Consider the following 19,483-nt stretch of genomic DNA (forward strand, 5'->3'; position numbering starts at 1 on the left):
GTGGCCCGCCGGACGCTCAGACGACACTGTGAAAACATTTGTATTAATTGAGCGCTGTCTAGAGTGTTCCTGAAGAGTTACACCCTGAGAACGGTAAGGTTGTTGTGACTCCTCAGCGGGGGCATAGACTGGGCTGAGCGGTAGCGTGGAGGCATCTCCGATAGTGTTATTCGGGCGTGTGAGAATTCCAGTGCCGCTTACTTGGGGCAGATGACTGCGACGCCACAAGCGGCGCTGGAAGGTGCGGCGCACCATGGCGTGACTTCAGGGCTTTCGGTGAGTGCGAACACAGACGAGGTTAAGGCGCGGAACATTCTGGGGATGGTTCAGCTGGCCTGTATCATCAGTCTGCTCCCCTCATCTCCAGATGATCTGTAAGCAATTTCCCCTGCTTGCAGTCATCCATTTAACCATAGACATAATAATGTGGGTCTGACACAATGCTGCTCATGTCTCATTCCTTCTCCGTGGATCTTGGCGGACTTATTGACTTGTTGAGCGAACACCTGTACAGCGGTCCTGAAGTGTATCTCCGTGAGCTGATGCAAAACGGCGTAGACGCCATCCGCACCCGCCAACAGCAGGATGGCGAGGAATTTGTGCCCGTCCTCACCCTTGAAACCAGCGACAGCACGTTGATTTCTACCGACAATGGTGTGGGCCTGACACCAGATGATATTCACAGCTTTCTGGCCACCATCGGACGCAGCTCCAAGCGCGGCAATATCGAGATGATAGGACAATTCGGCATTGGCCTTCTGGCCTGCTTTCTGGTCAGCGAGGAAATCGAACTGGTGAGCCGCAGCGCTTCCGGTACGCCGCCCCTGCGCTGGCTGGGCCACGCCGACGGATCTTACACGCTGGAAGACGGACCCGCCGACACGCCCACCGGCACCCAGGTGAGGCTCAAGGCGCGGGAAGGCCGCGCCGAATACCTGCTGCCTGAACGGGTCTCAGCGTGGGCAGGCGATTTCGGTGGGCTGCTGCCCTTCCCAGTGAAGGTGAACGGCGTGACAGTCAATGAAAACGGCGCACCCTGGCTGGACGACTCCAGGGGCGAGGAAGCGCGGCGCGCGGCCACCCTGGCCTACGGCGCACACCTCCTTGAGCTGCCCCCGCTGGATTTTGTGGACATCAAGACTGAGTCAGGGCAGGTACGCGGGGTGGCATTTATCCTGCCCTGGACGCCCACGCTGGAGCGGCGTGGGCAGCACCGTGTCTACGTGCGTCACATGCTGCTCTCCAACGAGGAAGAGGAACTCACTCCCCGCTGGGCCTTCTTCATTCGGGCCGTGCTTGACACCCAGACGCTGCGGCCCAACGCCGCCCGCGACGCCCTGCGCGATGACGTCAATCTGCGGGCCGCCCAAGAGGAAATCGCCGGGCAACTTCAAGCCTATCTGGTCGATCTGGCCCAGCGTGACCCTGCCGCCTTGCGCCGTCTCATTGAGCTACATTTTCTGAGCATCAAGGCGCTGGCCGCTGAGGACGACGCCTTCTTGCAACTCTTCGCGCCGTGGTTGCCGTTTGAGACCAGCGCAGGTTCTTTAACTCTGCCCGATTACCTGGCCCTGGGCAGCCAGGACCACCCTGAGATCCGCTTTTCCAGCGATCTGAACCTGTACCGTCAAGCCGCGCAACTGGCCCTCCCAGGACAGACGCCGATCATTCGCGCCATCTACACCTACGACTCGACGCTGCTGTCCCAGTACGCCGCGCTGAACCCGGGCGTCCGTCTGACCCAATTGACCCCCAACGATTTGGTACAGGAGTTCAGCGCCCTGACGCCGCAGGAACTGGTTCAGACTGCCGTCCTGCGTGAGGTGGCCCGCGATACCCTGCTGCCGCTGAACGCCGAGGCCCGTGTGAGCCGCTTTAACCCCGCGGCGTTGCCTGCGCTGGCCTTTGCCCGGCCACATCGAGATCTGGCCCGGACCCGCGAGAAGCTGGGCGGGGGCCTGTGGGCCGACCTGTTGGGAGATCTGGAGGCCGAGAGGACAGAGGCGGCGGTTGAGGTGCATTTCAATATTGCCCACCCGCTGATCCAGCAGGCCGCACATCTGCCCGACGCCCAGTTGCTGCGGCGTGTGCTCGGCATGCTGTATGTCCAGGCCCTGCTGCTGGGTCAGCACCCCCTGACGCCCCGCGAGCTGGCACTGCTCAACACTGGCCTCGCTGACCTGATCGGGGACGCGCTGACTGGAAGTGGAGCGCCCAGTGTTATCTCAACTCTGAACTGAACAGATGCTCAATACTCCGCACGTTGTCGCGAAATGCTGTCCCTCCCCCAGCCGATGTCAACCGCCTTCAACTCAATTTCGACGAAAGGAATATCCACATGTCTTCACAGCTCCAGGATCTGTATGACCGTATCAACAACCTCCCCTTCTGCTCAGAGGAACTGGCGCTGATTGAGGAGGCAGTGCGCCTGACTGACCTGACCCAGAATGAAAACGAGGGCTACCGCGCCCGCCGCCTGCTGATGAACAGCGCCTACGCCCTGGGTCAAAGCGAGAAGATGCTGGTGGCCTTCAGTTGGTGCCGTGATTACGCTGACCGCCACCCGGAGGCGCTGGACGCAGATGAGCATCAAGATCTGCTGTGGCACCACCGCTGGGTGGTGAACGCTGGACGCACGTTTCCTCAGATCCCCACACCGCGCATCCTGGCCCTGCATCACGACTATGCCCGCCGCATGCGTGAACTGGGGCTCAGCGGCCACAATGAGGCGTTTGTGGGCCTGATGTACGCCATGCACACTGGAGACGCAGCCGCAGCCAAGACGCATTTTGAAACACTGACCAGCACCGAGCGTGATGACCTGAGCGCCTGCGAGGCCTGTGAAGCCGAGACTGAGGCGGAGTATCACCTGTTCTGCGGTGATGACGAAGCCTCACTGATGCAGATTCAGCACATTCTGGACAGGCGCCTGACCTGTGCCCATATCCCTGCCAACACACACGCCCTGGCCCTGGCTCCGCTGATGCGGCTGGGCCGCTGGGATGAGGCCGGACAGCATGCCGCCCGCAGCCGTCAGCACGTATCTGGTCAACCCGATTACTTGTGGGCACAGGCACGGCACCTGGAATACCTGGCGCTGGTCAATCCCAGTGCAGCCCTCAAGTGGTACGCCCATCACGTCGTCTGGGCCGAGCAGACCAAGGAACTGGCCGTCAGCCAGTGCTTCCACGCTGCCGCCGCCATGCTGTTCCTTACTCTGTGGAATGGCGGCAAGACAAAAACATATGCCATCCGGCTGTCCCCCACCGTTGCCGGCTATCAGGAGGCTGGGCGGTACAGTGCCGAGGAGCGCATGTACCGTCACATGGGCGAGGCGCAGCGCCTGGCCAGCTTGTTCGACGCGCGCAACGGCACCACGCAGCAGCAGCAAGAGGTAGACAGGATTCTGGCACTGGCACTGATTCCGTCTCCAGCAAGAGCGTGAGCGACACTGCACCGTTGCCAGGCCAATCCCAGAAACATAAGGATGCCGGCAAGGCTCTCAGCGGAATCGGGACCAGGCGTTTCTGGTCTCACACAGCGATCATTTGGAACGGTTCGGTCTCAACACCGAGGAAGGCGGCGCACCCATGAGCAACCCCTACGATCTTTTGGAGCAGCAAGAAGATATGGAATACGGCCCGGAACGCGTCGGCGTCACCGAGGAGGCAGTACGCCTCGCGGACCTGAGCGGCGACGGGCAGGCCAGCTACGATGCGCGGATGGCCCTGATGGAAACGGCAGCCATGTCGGGGCAGTCGGAAAAGCTGTTCCCAGCGTTCGCCTGGTGCCAGCACTACGCAGCGCAACACCCGGATGAGGTGGATGACCATACGCTGGCCTGGCATCACAAGTGGGTGTTGAGCGCAGCACACCAGTTCCCACAGTTCCCGCTGAGCCGCATCCACGAACTGCACGGGAGTTACGCGCAGTACGCCCGCAAGCTGGGGGCTGGGGCCCGCAGTAGTGCTTACCTGCAGATGAAACTGGCCATGCACATGGGTGATCCCGCCGCGGCGCAGCCGGCCTTTAACGTGTGGCAGGTTGCCAAAGAAGACATGCTCAGCGATTGCTCGGCCTGTGAAGCGCAGGCCCGTGCGGAGTATCACGTGTTGATGGGTGATGATGGGCCCTGCATCAAGCAGGGCCAGCTCATCCTCAAGAAGAAGATGAGTTGCGGAGAAATACCACACCTGACCTACGGCACGCTGTTACAGCCTTTGCTGCGCCAGGGTCAGCGTGACCTCGCTCTTCAGTACGCGGTCAAGGGACGTGAACTGGTGGAGGGTGCGCCCGACTTCCTCAGCACTCAGGCAGAGCATCTGGAGTTCCTGGCCCTCACGGACATGTCCACCGGACTGGAGTGGTATGCCCGCCATCTGCCCTGGGCCGAACAGACCCGCGAACGGCGCTCCCAGATGGACTACCACAGGGCGGCGGCGTTGCTGTTCAGCAGGCTGGAAGAGGAAGCGGTGACGCTGGCACTTTCGCCTGAGGCGGAAGGCTGGCAGCAGAGCGGCAAATACCCCGTCTCTGGTCGGCTGGAGTCTCATCTGGCCAAAGCCAGAGCCTTAGCTACACAGTTCGACAAACGCAACGGCACGCCCCATTACACCCAGAAGCTGGCGCGAACGTTAGGCACCACAGGAGAAGTTGGTCTATAGACCATTGACGTCGTGTGAGGCGCCTTCAGCACGCGTGTCTCGGTGAAGTTGCGAAGGGAGGAGCAAGAGTTTCCACAAGATTGGGCAAGACGTCTGGGCGGGCGAAAGAGTAGGGTCGGCGCATGAAAACTGCGGTCAGTACGTCAACAATGGGTGATCCTGAACAACGCGCTGTCAGCGCGTTTGAACGCTACTCGTCCGTTCTCACCACGCTCCTGATGCGCTGCGTTCCCCTTCAGGTTTCCGCTGCACTCTCTCTTCCCCTAACTGCGACCCGTGTCCTGCACGGTCAATCTGAAATGTGTTGTGCTGACCGTGCTTTCTTCCATTTCAATCCTGAAATGAACGTTCTACACGACGCATTTTCTTGATTGGAAACTCTTGGAGGAGAGAACTCCTGACTACGGATCAGAAGGCCAGGGGTTCGAATCCCTTCAGGCACACCACCACAAACCTCGTCCGTGACGGGGTTTTTCTTTTTGTCTCTGCGGTCAGCAAAAGCCCCGATCCGGCGTCGTGCGCAACGCGTGCGCAACGGCGCAGAGCCTTGCAAAGTTGCCTCTGGAAGCGTGCGCCGTTGGGGGACACCTGAAGGGCGGTAACGAGTTGTTTTGTTGTTCGCTTACCCTTGGTTGATCGCTTATCCCTGATGGAGCCAGTCCACGTCTGCCAGCTTAAAAGCCAGGGGCAAGGCGTCGTCCAACCACCATGTCCAGAAGGCTGCCAAGCGTTCTGGGTCACAGCTTGAGGTCTCCGGCCCGCAAGCCGACGCCACCGCTGCGGCTCCGGCCGCGTCCCCAACGGCGATCAAGACACTGAACATTTCGTCATCACCCTCAATGTCCTCATCCGCTTGCTTCACCGACGAGAAGGTTAGGCTCTCGCCATGTTGATGGATATTGCTTGCGCCTCCGAAGGGATCACGGTCACTGCTCGCCTCCAGTAGGGCTTTGCCTGCAGCGACCGCTGCCCGCAGCACATCCGCACGGGACTCATCCGTAAAGAAGTCGTATCCTCCCTCTCCGGAGTCGTAACTGGCCAGCGACACCCGTTCCGGTGTGAATCCGGGCTCATCGTGGATGGGGTAAGTCCAGCCTCGGAGAAATCGGACAGCGGCATCTAGATCCTGAAGGGGTTGTGGCTCCCAAGGGGTTGCGCTCAGCACGAGCGGTAGAACCCGTTGCGCACTCAAGATGGCGAGCCATCCCTTGACTCGCCGCCCACCTGCCTCGCTTCCGAGATCGGCATAGAACGCCCGTCGTAAACGCCAGGGCAAATGGTGCAGCGGGTCCACTTCCATAGCTGCGCGCATGTGTAGGGTCCAGTTTGTTTTAGCAGGTTCATTCATCCATCAACCCTAACGTCCGGGGCGTTACACCCAGGCTCGGGCAGCTTGCCTTGTGGAGGCCTAGGGTTTGGATGATGAGCTTGCCTAGATGCCGCCCGGCTCCCGCGTTCCGCGGTGGTTAAGGCGCTGTCTGCGTGAGGCACCGATCGCAGCTCCCTCTTCTGGCTGCCCGGCTTCGCCTCGGCCAAGCGGGTCAAGAGCCCGGCGGGCAACTGCAGCGCTGCTCCCTAGTACAGCGGCAAACGCGATCAGCAGGAGCGGAACGCTTAGGATCGTGCTGAGCAACAGTTCGTTCTAGGACCGGAGCTGGTTGCCCTTCTTGCGGGCAAGCTTGCCTTATATATAGAAGTCACCTGATGGAGGAGACAAGACATGGCGGCCCGCCCTTCAGCCGAGGTTGAACCCGTTATAGTCCAAGCTCACCTGCGATGACCCACCTTCAGCTGCTGCCTGCCGTGCCGTCTCTCCCTAGCGGAACTGCTGCGACAGGCTGACCTTATCCCCGGGCATGTGCTGGTGTACCTTCCCACGCGGGATGAGGTTGTGGCCTTCACGCCCGACACGGCCGTCCTCCTGCTCGACAGTGGCGCTTACGACGAGCACCTCGCCCTCGACGCTGCTGGCCAACCTGTCGAGCTCCGCTTCCCCGGCCTCAGCGCGGCGTTCACGGTGGATCTGGTGCAGCAGGTGCTGGAAGCCGCCCGCGCGGAAGGGCCGGATACCCCTGAATTCCTATTGCTAGCCTGAACCACTACTACGACCACGACGCCTTCTTGCCGGGCGCCGCCACGCGCACCCTGCCTGAGGGAACGCGCGTGAATCCGCTGGACTACGCCTTTGTCTGGCAGGGAGAGGGGGCGGGCTGGGTGATTTTGCGCTCCAGCTGGGGTGGGCCGATCTTGATGCATCGGCCCACCGCCTCACCGCTGGTGCTGTCCCCGGGGGTGGTGAACTATCAGGAGCTGGTGGCCGTGGCCCGGGCCCACGGCGTGCCGGAAGTCGATGTCCTGTAGGGAATGGCACAGGCCGTCTGAGCGTGTTGCGCCCCGGCCGACAGCCTTTATGATGAAACGATCATGCTGAGCCCGATGCCGACCTATGAGGAGTGGCGCGCCTCTGAGGAAAACAGCCTGCGTGAGGCCCGCGAGGCAGGGGAGGCCGTCACCCACATGCTGGAAGGCCAGCCCGACCACAAATGGCGGCGGCATTACGACGGCTGCGTGACCCTCTACCGCGCCTTCGCGGCCCTCTCTCCGGGCGACCCCATGCCGGAAGCAACCCGGTAGTCTCGCCCGCTCATCGTCTCCCCGGCCGTGCCTGCGGGAGGGTTACAGCGGGCGCGACCTGTGGGGATGAGCGAGAAAAGCTCGACGGCCACCGCTGTGCGTTCCGGCGGCAGCTCTTTTCCCTCCTGGGGCTGCAGGGAAGGCTGTCTGATGTGTCCTAGGCTACGCGGTGATGACCACCTCTCCGACGAACCGCACGGCCCTGTGGCCGGCCGTCCTCGCCCTGCCCGTCACCTGGGATGCGTTGCCCAAAGAGGGCGTCACGCTGCCTGAGGACGCCCACCTCCGGCGCAGCAACGCGCCAGACGGCACGCTCTATCTGGAGATGACGCTTCACGAGTCCGAGGACTTCCAAGAGCTGCTCGACGGGCGCGGCGACTATACCGAAGAGGAGCTCGAAGACCCCTACGCAGTGATCGACCAGCGCTGGGAGGAAGCCGTCGCCGTCATGGACACCATCCTGGCCGAGGCGAGGATGGTTCTGAGGGAGCCCACCAGGGCCAAAGGGCATGTGAACTGGCTGTTGCCCGACCGGACGATCTCGGTGGGGCTGTTCCAAGCGGACAAAGACTGCCCGATCGAGGTGTGCCTGTGGCTGCTGCCCTCTGGGCTCACCGCAGACCGCCTGGGGCTCTGAGGAACGCCCACCTTGGAGCTGGAGGGAAGCCGCTCCCAGCCCCGGCACTCTGTCCTGCCGTTGCGCTTCAAGCGCAGAGAGTTGCCGTCGCCCTGCTAGCCCCCCCTCTTGAGGACAAGAGCTCCCCACTGGGGTTGAAAATGCTCCCCAAGCGGCCTCTTGGCGCCGAAATAGCCAGGTTTTTCAACAAAACAGCCGCCTTTCGGCGACTTTCTGAAGAAATTTTGTCTGTTTGGGAGATTCTGGCAACTTAACTTCAGAGGGCCACAGGAGGACGGTAGGCGGCTTGAGAATCAAGCCGCCTACTGCAGGGCGTCCCGCCAGCGGAGAAGCGCTGCATCTTGATTGCTTCGTCGGAGGGGGGCGGGGACGGTCGTTCGGGTGTGGCAGTGAAGATTCGAAACGCGAGCGTGTAACGCTAGAAATTCTTGAGCCCGTCTTCGGCGTTTGAAGCCGAGCTGACTCCGTTCCTGCTGGCGTGTCGGTCGATGGGACGGTTCAACCAGATGGTTGCAGCGGGCTGTGGAGATGACTTGGACGTGCTTCACACTGTGGAGCACGGGGAGTTCTCGGATCGCCGCCCCATAGCTCCAGAGTTTGTCCGTATAGATCACCTCAGGAGCGTCGTACTCCCCGAGCAAGCGGACGAAAAAGGATTTGGCCGCTCCGGTGTCGCGGTGCTCCTGAAGAAGAATGTCTAGGACAGCCCCGGACTCATCCACTGCCCTCCAGAGCCAATGCTTGATCCCACCGACCTCCACGCACACCTCATCCAAAAACCACCGGGAACCCCGCCGGGGTTCCCGGTGGCGCAGTTCCTCGGTGAGGAGTGGGGCGAACTTGATGTTCCATTGCCGTAGGGTTTCGTGGCTGACCTGAATCCCGCGCTCGTGGAGCAGTTCTTGCACGTCACGCTGACTCAGGGGAAGCGGTGGTGCAACCGCAGCGCATAACCGATGACGCTCAGGGGAAAACGGTGGCGGTAGGGGTTGCGGTCAGTCACAGCTGACCAGCCTACCGAAGTTAACTTGCCAGAACCTCCGAGGGAGACAAAGTTCAATAGCGGCAACCTTTGCGGGGAATTCGCGTTACCACAAGGGGGGTCAATTCGATCTTGAAGTGACCCCCAGAGGGGCGGCCCACTGCGGTTCAGCTGCCAGAACCATGCCATGGATCAACGGAAGAGCACTGGATCCGTTCTACGGCAAGCGGCGGCGACTGAACCTCGTGGTCAACATCAAGGCTGCTGCAACAAGGATCACCAGCAGCCCGAGCAGTCTTCCATTGATCCGGTTCTGACGCTTTTGCTCGAGGCGGCCGATGCTCTCCCCCAGCCTGGACAGGTGTTCCGGCTGGGGGCCAGTGATCAGGGTCTCTAGAGCCACAGGGGCTACAGCGTCCCCTTGCTGGTAGTCCTGGTGGCGGTGCCCGGGTAAAAACTGGATCTGCGTACTGAATTTCAGAACGTCGCCCTGAAAAAGCTCGAAATGCTGGAGCTGAAAGGGAGAGTGCCACACCGTGGAGAGAACCACCACTTGACTGCGCCCGAACAGCGCCACATTCAGGGTGTCCTGCCGTCCGCCCGCTTCAAGGTCGCTGTCACTGAAGCCGTAGGTGAGACGTGCCCGCGCCCTGTCAAGCTCAGGAAGGCGCAGCCAGCTCAGCGACTGGAAAACAGAACTGCTGGCGCCATCGGCCCACCTTCCGGTGGTATAGAGCTTCATGGTGTCCAGCAACTCGTCCGGGCTTGGCAGCGCTGCGTCCAGAGCCAGATACCCTCGCCCCACCACAGAGACCTCCGTGCGCCAGTGTTCATGTGGACCGAGGATCCAAGCGGTGCTCACAACACGCTCTCCTTGTGCAGCTTCCGGGGCAGCAGGTGAAGCTTCTGCTCTCAGCCCGCGTCTCAGCGCCAGCACAGCCTCCGGCGGCAGGTACCGGTGACCCGCAGGCAGCGACAGGCGCACGCCCTGACCCAGGGAGAGTTCACGTGGGCCATCCAGCCAAGCGGCGTTCCGAACCAGCATTCCCATTCGCCGTTGTTCGGGGGGCATCATCCGCTCAAACACGGGAACCTTGCCCTGCTTGTGCAGCAGCGCCTCATCATCCAGGCGCTCATGTTCAAAAGCATGCTTGTGTGCCAGTAAAGCTTTTTCTGTCCCGCTCAGCTTGTCATGCTCTGTCAGTCCCGCCCCATTGACCCGGCAGACGGCGGCACTGTCTGCCGGCCAGATCTGCTGTCCCTTTTGGTTGAATACCTCGTCAATGGCACAGCGCTTGCTGCCGCGCACCCGCAGAAACGGACGTCCATCAAGGTCAGTCCACACGTCTTCCTGCTCATCGGTGATGACCTGGGCCACGTCGCGGCGCACCGGGCTCTGGACGTCATCCTTCCAGGGATCAAGGTCGATACTTACTGGGCGGAGCACTTTGAAGCTGGAGAGTTCCTCTCCCTTCAGGTTCAGCACCACCGGCGCTTCGTCGGCTGTGGTCACCACCGCGCGGCCGGACCAAAATTGATCCGAGCTGGCATACTGCGCCGGGATGACCGGACGCCCTGAATAATCCAGAAAACCGTACACCGTCTCTCCGTTCCTGTCTTCCTGATAAGACACGCGGCCTTCTCCGTGAAACCCCAAGAATTGCCCTTGGCGCGGCGCGATAAGCACCCGGCCTGTCCGCAGGTCGATCAAGCCTTCACCTGAGCCTGTCCCGAAGACACCCAGGCCAGTCGCAGGGCGGCCTTCCGGGTCACCGTGAATGTGCGCCTCCTCACCCTGTACCTTGAGCAGCGTCTTGAGGTGGCGGTCGACCAGACGGGCGCTATCGTCGCTGTCCAGAATCCACCCGCCACCTGCCACGACGGTCACGTTGCAGCTGTCCTGGCCAGTGATCCGGATCAGTTCACGGCCTGTGCGGTCAATCCCTTTGCAGATCGTCGGGGCAGCATCGGACGTTCGGCCCATCACCGTGGTGCGTCCATCCACGAATGGTTGATCGGTCGCTTCTGGGGTTGAGAACATCAGTTGACCCTGCGGATTCAGGTAGCCGGAGCGCTCGCGTCCCCCTTCGGTCCAGCGCACACTCGCCAGGCCTTCACTGAATTTTTCAGCCTGATCGAACCTTGGCTGAATGACCCAGCGGCCCGAGGCGTCGATATAACCGTACTTCGCGTCCTCGCCGTACAGCTTGGCGGGTGCCAACCCACCGACAAACGCGGCGATGGACTCAAACCGTGGCGTGATGACGACTCTCCCGTCGGCGTCAAGCCATCCGGTCAGCCCCGAATGCCTTCGTACGGTCCAGCCTTCGCCATTGGGATGAATTTCGCTGTACCAGGGCCTGACCCTCCAGTTGCCCTCCCGGTCCACCAGACCACACCCCTGATAGAGCGCAGTCACGCAGACCGGCACGAGCTTCGTCCGTACCACAACGGCTGGCGCCGTTAGGGCCAGCTGTCCCGTCATCAGCACCAGCAGCATTCCCATCAGCCACTTCATGTGGTTTGCCGGCCTGTCGTGATCCGGGTGGGTTCGGGAGCGGTCTGTCGTTTGAGGTCCATCGGCATGACATTAACGGTTGCGCGGCGCTGTGTTGCCGGAACTTGGCCACCTGGCCGGGTTCGGGGCACTCGAGGGTAACTTCGGTCAATGCGGGGGCAAGAGTGCCGCCGGGGCCCAGGCTTCCCCTACAGGAGGAGATGGATCGGCTGTCATTCCGACGTGGTGTGTGCCTCATTCAGCTGGGATGGACCGTACACCAGTTCATGCCCCGCACCGGGCAGCACATCTTCCCCTGCCCCACCACGGACCTCGCCCTCGGCCCGTGGGCCTCGTGAGGATGGGACTGACCCTGATCAGCGTCTGGCATGCCCGCAGTTTTCCCATACCTGCCGCAGGCCATCAAAACGCGCCTGGACCTGCAGAACCTGATTCTCCCCGCTGTCCTGACCGGACTGGTCCTGAACATTGGTCTACGGCCTGGCGCCGCAGCCTCTCCTTTCCCGCCTCAATCCTGTCAGCGCGGTCTTGTTCTGCGGGGCCTGCGCGTACTGGGGTCTCACGCACGCCGTGACGTACACCGGTCTCTTTGGAAAATGACGGCCCTTACTGGTTGAGTGTTTCGCGTTGCTGCACGGCGGCGTTCAGATCCCGCTGGGCCCGGTCACGTTCTGCGGCCGCGTTGACCAGCACCTGCTGCAGCGCCTGCTCTCCCTGAGCCAACTGCTCGCGCAGCGCCCACATTTCGTCTCCTGCCCGCTGGGTGACCTGCAGGTCGTCCGGGAGCCGCTGCATGGTGGTTTCCACGTGCCGCTCCAGGCTTCGCCGCCAGGCCAGCAGATCCCGGGTGATCTTCTCTCCGAACCCGGAGACCCGCCGCAGCCGCGACGCGGTCACGTCGTAGGCGGTGCGGATGCCGTGCTGCTGCAGGGATTTCACGCGCTGCACCCCGATCCCGGAGACCGTGCCCGGTTCCAGCGGGTAGCGGCGCAGTTCCGCGTCCAGATACTGCGCGAGCAGGGTCTGGCGGGCCTCCCGTTGCCGTTGCCGCACCAGATCTGCCGGGGCCAGCACCACCTGGTGGATGCGCTCCAGTTCCTGATATAGCGTGTCGAACTCGGCCTGACCCAACGGAGCCGTCTGAAACCGGGCCTGCAGTTGGCCGATCCGCAGATCCAACGCGGCGACGGCCGGTGACGCCTTGCCCAGGCCGCCGGCCGCTGACCCGAACAGCACGGCTAGGGCGATCACGAACAGCACGCCCGTCCCGATAAAGCCTGCGAACGGCAGGATCAGGGCGGCCAGCACCACCAACGCGACCACCCCACCGGCGGTGCCGCAGCCGCTCCGCGCGTTCGCGGGCTTCACCGGCGACAGGACGGGCACGTTCAGCGGGGCTGGGCCGGGCCGGGGCACCTGTTCGATGGCGGCCCAGAGCTGCCGGATGTCCGCTGGGTCGGGCAGGGCAGGCAGGGGGAGGGGCGGCGGTGGAACCGGTGCAGGCGTGGGTCTCGGCGGCCGGGCGGGAGCGGGCGGCGCTGGGGACGGCCGGGGCGCTGCAGGCGGGGCGGGCGGACTGTTGTCCTGAAACGTCAGGCGGCCTTGGGCGTCCAGCCAGCCCATGGTGACCAGGTGACGGCGCACTTCTGGGGGCAGGGCACTCACCTGAACCGCGCCGCTCGTCAGCCGTTCCTGCAGCTGCGTGGGGGTCAGGCGCATGAACTTCAGGTAGTCCAGCGCGGGTTTCGGACCGGGAAATTGAGGTGGGGCGGGCGGTGGGGGTGCCGGAGGTCGGGGCGCGGGCGGCGGTTTCGTCAACCCGTTCAGGAACTCGTCCACACCCTGTGGGCGCTCATCCATCCGGACCTTCATGGCCGACCGGATCACCTGTGCCAGGGCAGCGGGCACGCCCGCAGGCAGGGCAGGCAGCGCCGTGCCCAGGGCCAGTTGAGACGCGGCGGGCGGCATCTGGCCTTTCAGCGCGTGAAACATCGTGGCGCCCAGCGAGTACAGGTCGCTGGGCGGACCGACCTTGCCCTGAGCGGCGTACTGCTCGAGCGGTGCGTACCCGGGCGTCAGGTGCTGGGTCATGGCGGTCGTCTTGCCCGCCTGAAAGGCCCGCGCGGACCCGAAGTCGATCAGCACCACCCGGCCGGTGTGCTCCAAGAAGATGTTGCCGGGTTTGATGTCCCGGTGCAGCAGGCCCTGGCGGTGCAGGAGTCGCAGGCCCGCCAGCACCCGCTCCGCGAGTGAGACCACGTCGGCTGCGGGCAAGGTGAGTTCCCGGGTCAGGCGCTCCTCGAGCGTCTCGCCCTGCAGGTATTCCATGACCAAGTAGGCGGTGTTGTTCTCGCTGAACTGGTCGTAGACCCGCACGATACTCGGGTCGTTGAACCCGGCCAGCACGCGCGCTTCGGCCAGGAACTTGATCTTGATGTCCTGAAATTCCGCGTCACTCAGTTTGCCGGGCTGCTGCACGGCCTGCTGAATGCGTTTCCAGTCGCTCAGGAACAGTTCCTTGATGGCCACCTGCCGGTGAAGCGTCTGATCGCGGGCCAGGTATGTGATGCCGAAGCCGCCCTGACCAAGTTCGCCTTCCAGCCGGAATTGTCCGTGCCGCAGCAGGGTTCCTGCGGGCAGGGCGTCGCCGCCGCTGCTCAGCATTCCTGTCAGCGGGCAGCCGCAGACCGGGCAGCTCAGGGGCTGGTGCGCCACCGGGCTGTTGCAGATGGGACAGATCATGCCGGGCACCAGACGCTCAGAAGGCTAGACCTTCTGACGGGACGGCGGGCGCATTCATACCTCAAGGTAGACCAAAATCCACGGCGGGCGGCAGAGTGTGTGCGGTCTTTGCGTCTGGCCCGTCCCCCATTTCTTGCCCGGGCACGGCTCAGAACAAGCTGGGCTGCATGTTCCCGCGCTCTGGTGGTGGGAGGGCGGTGAGTTCCGCGAATTCCAATCCGTGACGTTCCAACTCCTTCCGGGCAGCCCCCGTGATCGACGGCGCGGCCAGAATGCCCCGCACCTGGCCCGTCCCCACCACCCGCTAGACCGAACCAACGTACCGCGCCAATGGAAAGACCGCCTCCTGCGTCGCGCGGCTGCGTTTGAGCTCCCCCACCACGAAGCGGCCCTGGGCATCCTGCGCGTACAGATCGCTGCCGCCCGCGTCCACCAGCACTTACGATCCAGCACCCGCAGGCCCGGCTCGATCAGCTCCGGGTGAGCGGCCAGGGTGTCTTGCATCTGCGCTTCCAAGCCCGTGAGCACAAAACCCGCTTCCACATGGAGTTCCAGCGTCTGCGCCAACTGCACGTCCAGGAACGTGACCCGGATCAGTTCGGACGGACTGCGGCGCGAGGCCAGCAGCACGCGCAGGTTGTCTTCCAGCACGGCCGTGATCTCGTCGGTCTTGGGCTGCCAGTTGATGGGTTTGACGTCTTTGGACGCGTGAACTTGCAGGCTGCCGTCCTGCTTGATCATCACCAGGTAAGACCCGACGTCGGTACTGGCTGCCCGGCCCCGGTAGTTCACTTCCGCCAGCCCGCCGACCATCACCAAGCAGTCGCGGGGGCGCAGGACACGCATGAGGAACGCCCGCACGTCCAGAGCAGGCAGCGAGAGAAGCTGCTCGCGGATCATGGGCGCAGCATAGGGAAGTGCACGGCGCGGCGCGCCGTCCAGGAGGCGAACCGTCCAAGTCGTCCCAGGGGTTCGCCGGGCAGAAGTCCTCACCCCATCACGCCAGAACAACGAGCAGCGAAGGCGGCATGACCCGTCTGTCCGTGGGTCTGGATGACCCACAAGTAGAGTTCTCAATTATTTTGACGGTAGGTCAGCAAGGCCGGAGTCATGCGGGTGCTGATGGCCGAGCTGCAGGTTGACCCTGTTTTAGCTGAGCGGGTCAGCCAGCGCTTACCTCCTCGACGGCGTAAATAAGTATTGGCTCATATAAGTATTTACCACCTTGGAGACGGCCGTGAGTGCGTCAGGCGCGCTGTCACCGCGCGAGAATCTCGCCCATGAATAGCTTGATGTCTTAATAGCTCGATGTCTTCCTGTACGCGCTGCCCCTGGACGCATCATGCAGGACTTCAGACTGGCTCCCACACCGGTTGCATGGCCCCGAACGGCCGGTCAAACAGTCCAGGTTGCTGGGAGCGGTCAAAGACTTGCCGGAAATCTTCCGGGGTCAGGCCCTTGCGCAGCCGCGACGCGTAGCCACTCACCAGCGCCGCGGCGTAATGCTTCACGTCGTAGTCCCGCCCGTCCGGGTTCACGTCGAGCGGCGTCAGGCCCTGTCCCGCCCGCTGGTAGAGCCAGACCTTTTCTCCAGCCCGCCAGCTCCGGCCCAACCGGTGCAGTGCTTCATATGCTGCTTCCTGACGCGCCGGGCGTGTGGCTTCGTACTGTTCGGGCGATTTCGTGAGGCGCACCCGGCTGGCCACCTCCGCGTTGGTGCATTTCCGGGTATCGAGAGCGTGGAGGGACTGCAGGTACGCGTCACGGACGCCCGGCACGTCCCCAGAGAGCAAACACCGCAGGGCCCGCTGCAAAAATTCCCGGCCATACGCCTCGGTGCGGCTGGACTCGAAGGCCGCCCCGCGCAGTTCCAGCCGGCCGTCACCACGCAGCAAGACGTAGTTTTTGATCTCATGACTGAGCATGGCCTGGGCCCGTCCATCGAACTCCAGCGAGACCCCTTCGGGAAGCAATGCGTCCACCTCCGCGATCAGCTGACGTTCCTGCACTTCCGTCCAGCCTTCGGGGGTGGAGAAGAACACGCCGTCCGTGTCCGCTTCGATCAAGGTCATGCCCCGGCCCCGCAGGGCACCGACCACCTGCGCCAGCACTTCCCGGCCCCGGCGGGTGACCCGGTCGGCCGCGTCCCGGTCTTGGAACAGCGCCATTCGCCCAGCCCCCAGGTAGCCGTAGCCCGAGTTCACGACCAGTTTCATGGCGCTCTGCATGGCCTCATGCTCCCCTGGGTCGCCCCGTTTGGCGGCCGCCTTGTGATGCAACCTCAGGGCCGTCAACTGATCCATCAGGTGCAGGAACACGCCCAGTGGATCACAGGCCGGGCCGATGCGGTCATGGCGGATCAGGCTGGGGTACATGCTCGCCACGTCGGCTTTCACCACCCGGGGAATCACCCCCTGAGCGTACAGGTGCACTGTGCCGCCCTGGTGGGGGACGTCATGCCCAGCGATCTCACCCGGCAACGCGTGCCCAGCCTGCAGGTAGGCCCGCACCAGCATGGGTTCGAGCATGCCGGTCGCGGTGCCTGCATAGGGCAGTCGGTGGTAGGGCCGGGGAGCCATTTTCGCCAGGGCAAACGACGGGGCCAGCACCCGCCGGGCCAGGGCTTCGACTTCCTCGACATCTTGGAGGGCGTAGCGGCGCACCAGCGCTGGATTCGTCCGGTAGGTCTCGGCCACCTGCGCGCCCTCGATGTACACCCGCCCTTCCGGCGCAATGCCGAACAGCTGGGACACGACTTTCAGACTGGCGCTGGGCAGATCCAGGCGCCGCACCGCGTCGATGGTGTCGACCAACTCCCGCCCGGCACAGGCCCAATGGGGCGAGGATCGGCCGTCCTGAACCCGCCAGACCCCGGGGGGGCCGCCTGAACGGCCCAGAGTCAGAGCGATCCTATGCTTCTCAGCGCGGCCCATCAGGAAGGGCAGGTCAAAACCCATCAGGTTGTGGTTTTCCAGGATGTCCGGATCCCGCGCGGCGATCACCGCCAGCAGCCCGTGGATCAGGGCCGGTTCTTGATGGGCCTGCCGGGCTTCCAGCACCTGTTCAAACCCACGGTTGTCCCGGAGGGCAACCATGAAGATGCGGCCAGTGTCCGGGGTAAGACTGGTGGTTTCGAGGTCGAACTGCAGGCGGTGGGGGTCGTTGAAGGCCATGCCGCCGAAGTAGGTCCGGCCAGACGCCATCAGGTACTGCTCCACGGCCCCCACGCTGTAGTAGCCGCGCAGGTCATGCAGGCTGGTGATGGGACGCCCCAGACGGTGCGACGCGCCCCTCAACACGCTGTGACGCAGCTGTCGCCCGTCAGCAGCCGTGAGGAGATAGCGGAGGCTTCCAGGCGCGCCCGACAGCTCCCGCACGCCGAGTGGCGCTTGATCATTGTCCCAAGCGAGGCGACCCCCCAAGTGTTCGACGTCAGCGAGATCACGGGCATACAGCCACGACCGGAAGCGGGCCTGTTCCAGCGTCACGTCGTCCCCTGCTCGGCGCCACACCAGGGCGCGGCCAGAGAGGTCGGCATGGACTGCCACGATGCCGGGGGTGGCATCGTGGCCGAAGAGCAGGGGATCCGGGACGGTCATGTCGGGGCCTCAGTGTAAGGGCCGGGAGGGAACGCGGTGATCTCGCCTCCGCTCTACAGGGTCACCACCACCGGGGCATTCGCTGGCCGGTAGTACTCGTCCACAATGGAGGCGTTGACCGAGGTGCGTCCGCCCCCACTGACCTGCCCGTACCCCTCATGAATGTGCCCAAACACATGCAGCCTGGGGCGCAGCCGGGTCTCGAGTGCCTCCCACAACTGGGGACAGCCGACGGTCTGACCAGAGGCCAACCGGTCGAGCCTCCCGGAGGGTGGTCCGTGGGTGATCAATACGTCCGTGTCGTCCGGAATGAGGTCCCACGACCTGCCGATGGAGCTTGGATGGCGGTTGAAGGCCCAGTGGTGAAAGAACGGCGTGACAGGACTGCCCCAGAAGCGCACCCCTTCGAGGGTCATCCCCTCGTCGTCGAGATAGATCACTCCCGGCGGCACCATGGCCCGGGCTTGTTGCTCCCGCTTTTCGAAGATAAAATCGTGGTTTCCTGCCACGAACACCTTGTGCCGGTGCGGTTGGGAGGCGAACCAAGTCAGGAAGGCTTGCGTCTCAGCGACGTGACCCTGCATCGAATAGTCGCCCGCGTGGACGAGGACGTCACCGTCAGGGACAACCACGGTGTCATGAAGATTATGGGTATCGGAAATGCAGACGATCTTCAAGAGAACTCCTGTTCAAGATGCTGCTCTGAATCTGTGCTGGTTAGGGCCCGTAGGCCAGGAGGAGAGCGAGAGGGAAAACCGTCTCCGTGTAATCTTGTCCATCTGCTCGGGCCATCTGTCCTACCATGGTCGCAAATCTACGTGTTTGGAGGCTCCCCGATGCGCCATATCCTACTCACCATTCTCCCTGTGCTGGGGGCGCGCACAACTCAGGAATGCTCACTCCGATCAGAACTTTTCGAGGAAGCTGAACTGCTTCCGCCTGAGCCGATGACCCGTGAAGGTCAGCAGCACTGTTGAGCGGAACATGTGGTTAATCATTACTTGTCTTTCGAGATTAGATGCCTTTGATGGCAGGAGGGGAGAGGTTCTGCAGCTCAATTATGAGTCGGTCTTGCTGCTGCGCCAGCACCGAAGCGCATAGCTCACCTCTGAGAGCAGCAGCGCCGTTGTTGACCCACCCGCCAGGCCCAAATACGCCGCCGAGTGCAGCGCGTGCTACGCCGCTTGCAGCGGTTCATTCCGTTCGGCGGCTAGGCGCTCGTACCAGCCTTGCCCCAAAGCAGGCAAGTCCAAGAATCGTTCCCCCGCCAGCGCTGCAATCTCCCCCGGATGCCGATCCAGTTCGATGCTCAACGCCAATAACGTCTCCAGAGTCGGCTGCGTATGGTGCAGCGCTGGTATAAATTTCACCGCCGACAGCACTTGCAACGTCGTCGCCATTCTCGAAGGCCTGCTGGTTGTGCAACTGGAAGGGGGAGGTTGGGAGACGGCCGTCATCCCCTTCAGCATGGCGCAGCCCTGAAAGAGGGTCAAGGAAGCGCACGAATGTCAAGCTTTTACACGCCAGATTCTTCTCAGTTCTATCTCGCCAACACCTCAGTTCTATCTCGCCAATCCCTCAGTTGTGTCTCCTCAACACCTCAGTTCTATCTCGCCAATCCCTCAGAAGTATCGCTCCATCCCTTTCAACAATGGAGTGACCCCCTCTGACAGAACCACAGGCCAAGACACTTCGCCCCAGTCAGCG

General features: G+C 63.0%; 15 protein-coding genes and 2 pseudogenes. 8 read left to right on the forward strand and 9 right to left on the reverse strand.

Features of this window, described 5'->3' with window-relative positions:
• Positions 1-449: 449 nt before the first annotated feature.
• The 4 genes from E7T06_RS12570 to E7T06_RS12585 all read left to right on the forward strand — a co-directional run bounded on the left by E7T06_RS12570 (position 450) and on the right by E7T06_RS12585 (position 5,035).
• Positions 450-2,240: an HSP90 family protein gene (locus E7T06_RS12570; RefSeq protein WP_168733518.1), complete on the forward strand. Its 1,791-nt coding sequence runs from the start codon at positions 450-452 to the stop codon at positions 2,238-2,240.
• Between the two features lie 98 nt (positions 2,241-2,338).
• Positions 2,339-3,445, forward strand: coding sequence for a hypothetical protein (locus E7T06_RS12575; RefSeq protein WP_136366130.1), 1,107 nt, complete (start codon positions 2,339-2,341; stop codon positions 3,443-3,445).
• A 103-nt stretch (positions 3,446-3,548) separates the two neighbouring features.
• Positions 3,549-4,664 carry a hypothetical protein gene (locus E7T06_RS12580; protein ID WP_136366131.1) on the forward strand — a complete coding sequence of 372 codons (1,116 nt, stop codon included), beginning with the start codon at positions 3,549-3,551 and terminating at the stop codon, positions 4,662-4,664.
• A gap of 122 nt (positions 4,665-4,786) precedes the next feature.
• Positions 4,787-5,035: a hypothetical protein gene (locus E7T06_RS12585; protein ID WP_136366132.1), complete on the forward strand. Its 249-nt coding sequence runs from the start codon at positions 4,787-4,789 to the stop codon at positions 5,033-5,035.
• 269 nt (positions 5,036-5,304) lie between these two features.
• On the opposite strand, the gene E7T06_RS12590 is transcribed toward E7T06_RS12585, so the two are convergent.
• The gene (locus tag E7T06_RS12590) at positions 5,305-5,964 is read right to left on the reverse strand and encodes a hypothetical protein (protein ID WP_168733519.1); all 660 of its coding nucleotides are present in this window, start codon (positions 5,962-5,964) and stop codon (positions 5,305-5,307) included.
• Positions 5,965-6,522: 558 nt separating this feature from the next.
• Here E7T06_RS12590 and E7T06_RS12595 point away from each other — a divergent pair.
• The 4 genes from E7T06_RS12595 to E7T06_RS12610 all read left to right on the forward strand — a co-directional run bounded on the left by E7T06_RS12595 (position 6,523) and on the right by E7T06_RS12610 (position 7,935).
• Positions 6,523-6,759, forward strand: coding sequence for a hypothetical protein (locus E7T06_RS12595; protein ID WP_136366134.1), 237 nt, complete (start codon positions 6,523-6,525; stop codon positions 6,757-6,759).
• Between the two features lie 68 nt (positions 6,760-6,827).
• On the forward strand, positions 6,828-7,025 hold the full coding sequence (locus E7T06_RS12600; protein WP_136366135.1) for a hypothetical protein: 198 nt from the start codon (positions 6,828-6,830) through the stop codon (positions 7,023-7,025).
• Positions 7,026-7,088: 63 nt separating this feature from the next.
• Positions 7,089-7,298 (forward strand): hypothetical protein, encoded by a 210-nt coding sequence (locus tag E7T06_RS12605; RefSeq protein ID WP_136366136.1) that lies wholly within the window; start codon positions 7,089-7,091, stop codon positions 7,296-7,298.
• A gap of 172 nt (positions 7,299-7,470) precedes the next feature.
• Positions 7,471-7,935, forward strand: a complete 465-nt coding sequence (locus tag E7T06_RS12610) for a hypothetical protein (protein WP_136366137.1) — start codon at positions 7,471-7,473, stop codon at positions 7,933-7,935.
• 302 nt (positions 7,936-8,237) lie between these two features.
• Here E7T06_RS12610 and E7T06_RS12615 read toward each other — a convergent pair.
• The 8 genes and pseudogenes from E7T06_RS12615 to E7T06_RS21830 form a co-directional block, all read right to left on the reverse strand.
• Positions 8,238-8,938, reverse strand: a pseudogene (locus tag E7T06_RS12615) (IS6 family transposase).
• Positions 8,939-9,134: 196 nt separating this feature from the next.
• Positions 9,135-11,435, reverse strand: coding sequence for a WG repeat-containing protein (locus tag E7T06_RS12620; protein ID WP_136366138.1), 2,301 nt, complete (start codon positions 11,433-11,435; stop codon positions 9,135-9,137).
• Between the two features lie 606 nt (positions 11,436-12,041).
• Positions 12,042-14,177, reverse strand: a complete 2,136-nt coding sequence (locus tag E7T06_RS12625) for a protein kinase (protein WP_136366139.1) — start codon at positions 14,175-14,177, stop codon at positions 12,042-12,044.
• Positions 14,178-14,325: 148 nt separating this feature from the next.
• Complete coding sequence (locus E7T06_RS21820) at positions 14,326-14,478, reverse strand: endonuclease NucS domain-containing protein (RefSeq protein WP_346763208.1); 153 nt, start codon at positions 14,476-14,478, stop codon at positions 14,326-14,328.
• A gap of 299 nt (positions 14,479-14,777) precedes the next feature.
• Positions 14,778-15,077: pseudogene (locus E7T06_RS21825) on the reverse strand (endonuclease NucS); the annotation flags it as partial.
• A 452-nt stretch (positions 15,078-15,529) separates the two neighbouring features.
• Positions 15,530-17,776: a 3'-5' exonuclease gene (locus tag E7T06_RS12635; RefSeq protein WP_136366140.1), complete on the reverse strand. Its 2,247-nt coding sequence runs from the start codon at positions 17,774-17,776 to the stop codon at positions 15,530-15,532.
• 53 nt (positions 17,777-17,829) lie between these two features.
• Positions 17,830-18,453, reverse strand: a complete 624-nt coding sequence (locus E7T06_RS12640; protein ID WP_136366141.1) for a metallophosphatase domain-containing protein — start codon at positions 18,451-18,453, stop codon at positions 17,830-17,832.
• 498 nt (positions 18,454-18,951) lie between these two features.
• Positions 18,952-19,176 carry a hypothetical protein gene (locus tag E7T06_RS21830; protein WP_240741043.1) on the reverse strand — a complete coding sequence of 75 codons (225 nt, stop codon included), beginning with the start codon at positions 19,174-19,176 and terminating at the stop codon, positions 18,952-18,954.
• Positions 19,177-19,483: the final 307 nt, after the last annotated feature.

The organism is Deinococcus sp. Arct2-2 (assembly GCF_004801315.1).
Lineage (GTDB): Bacteria > Deinococcota > Deinococci > Deinococcales > Deinococcaceae > Deinococcus.

Bases quoted from the DNA above. Each gene is read 5' to 3' on its own strand.
- E7T06_RS12570 (WP_168733518.1), top strand. From the start codon at position 450: ATGTCTCATTCCTTCTCCGTGGATCTTGGCGGACTTATTGACTTGTTG.
- E7T06_RS12575 (WP_136366130.1), top strand. From the start codon at position 2,339: ATGTCTTCACAGCTCCAGGATCTGTATGACCGTATCAACAACCTCCCC.
- E7T06_RS12585 (WP_136366132.1), top strand. From the start codon at position 4,787: ATGAAAACTGCGGTCAGTACGTCAACAATGGGTGATCCTGAACAACGC.
- E7T06_RS12590 (WP_168733519.1), bottom strand. From the start codon at position 5,964: ATGGAAGTGGACCCGCTGCACCATTTGCCCTGGCGTTTACGACGGGCG.
- E7T06_RS12605 (WP_136366136.1), top strand. From the start codon at position 7,089: ATGCTGAGCCCGATGCCGACCTATGAGGAGTGGCGCGCCTCTGAGGAA.
- E7T06_RS12610 (WP_136366137.1), top strand. From the start codon at position 7,471: ATGACCACCTCTCCGACGAACCGCACGGCCCTGTGGCCGGCCGTCCTC.
- E7T06_RS12620 (WP_136366138.1), bottom strand. From the start codon at position 11,435: ATGAAGTGGCTGATGGGAATGCTGCTGGTGCTGATGACGGGACAGCTG.
- E7T06_RS12625 (WP_136366139.1), bottom strand. From the start codon at position 14,177: ATGATCTGTCCCATCTGCAACAGCCCGGTGGCGCACCAGCCCCTGAGC.
- E7T06_RS12635 (WP_136366140.1), bottom strand. From the start codon at position 17,776: ATGACCGTCCCGGATCCCCTGCTCTTCGGCCACGATGCCACCCCCGGC.
- E7T06_RS21830 (WP_240741043.1), bottom strand. From the start codon at position 19,176: ATGGCGACGACGTTGCAAGTGCTGTCGGCGGTGAAATTTATACCAGCG.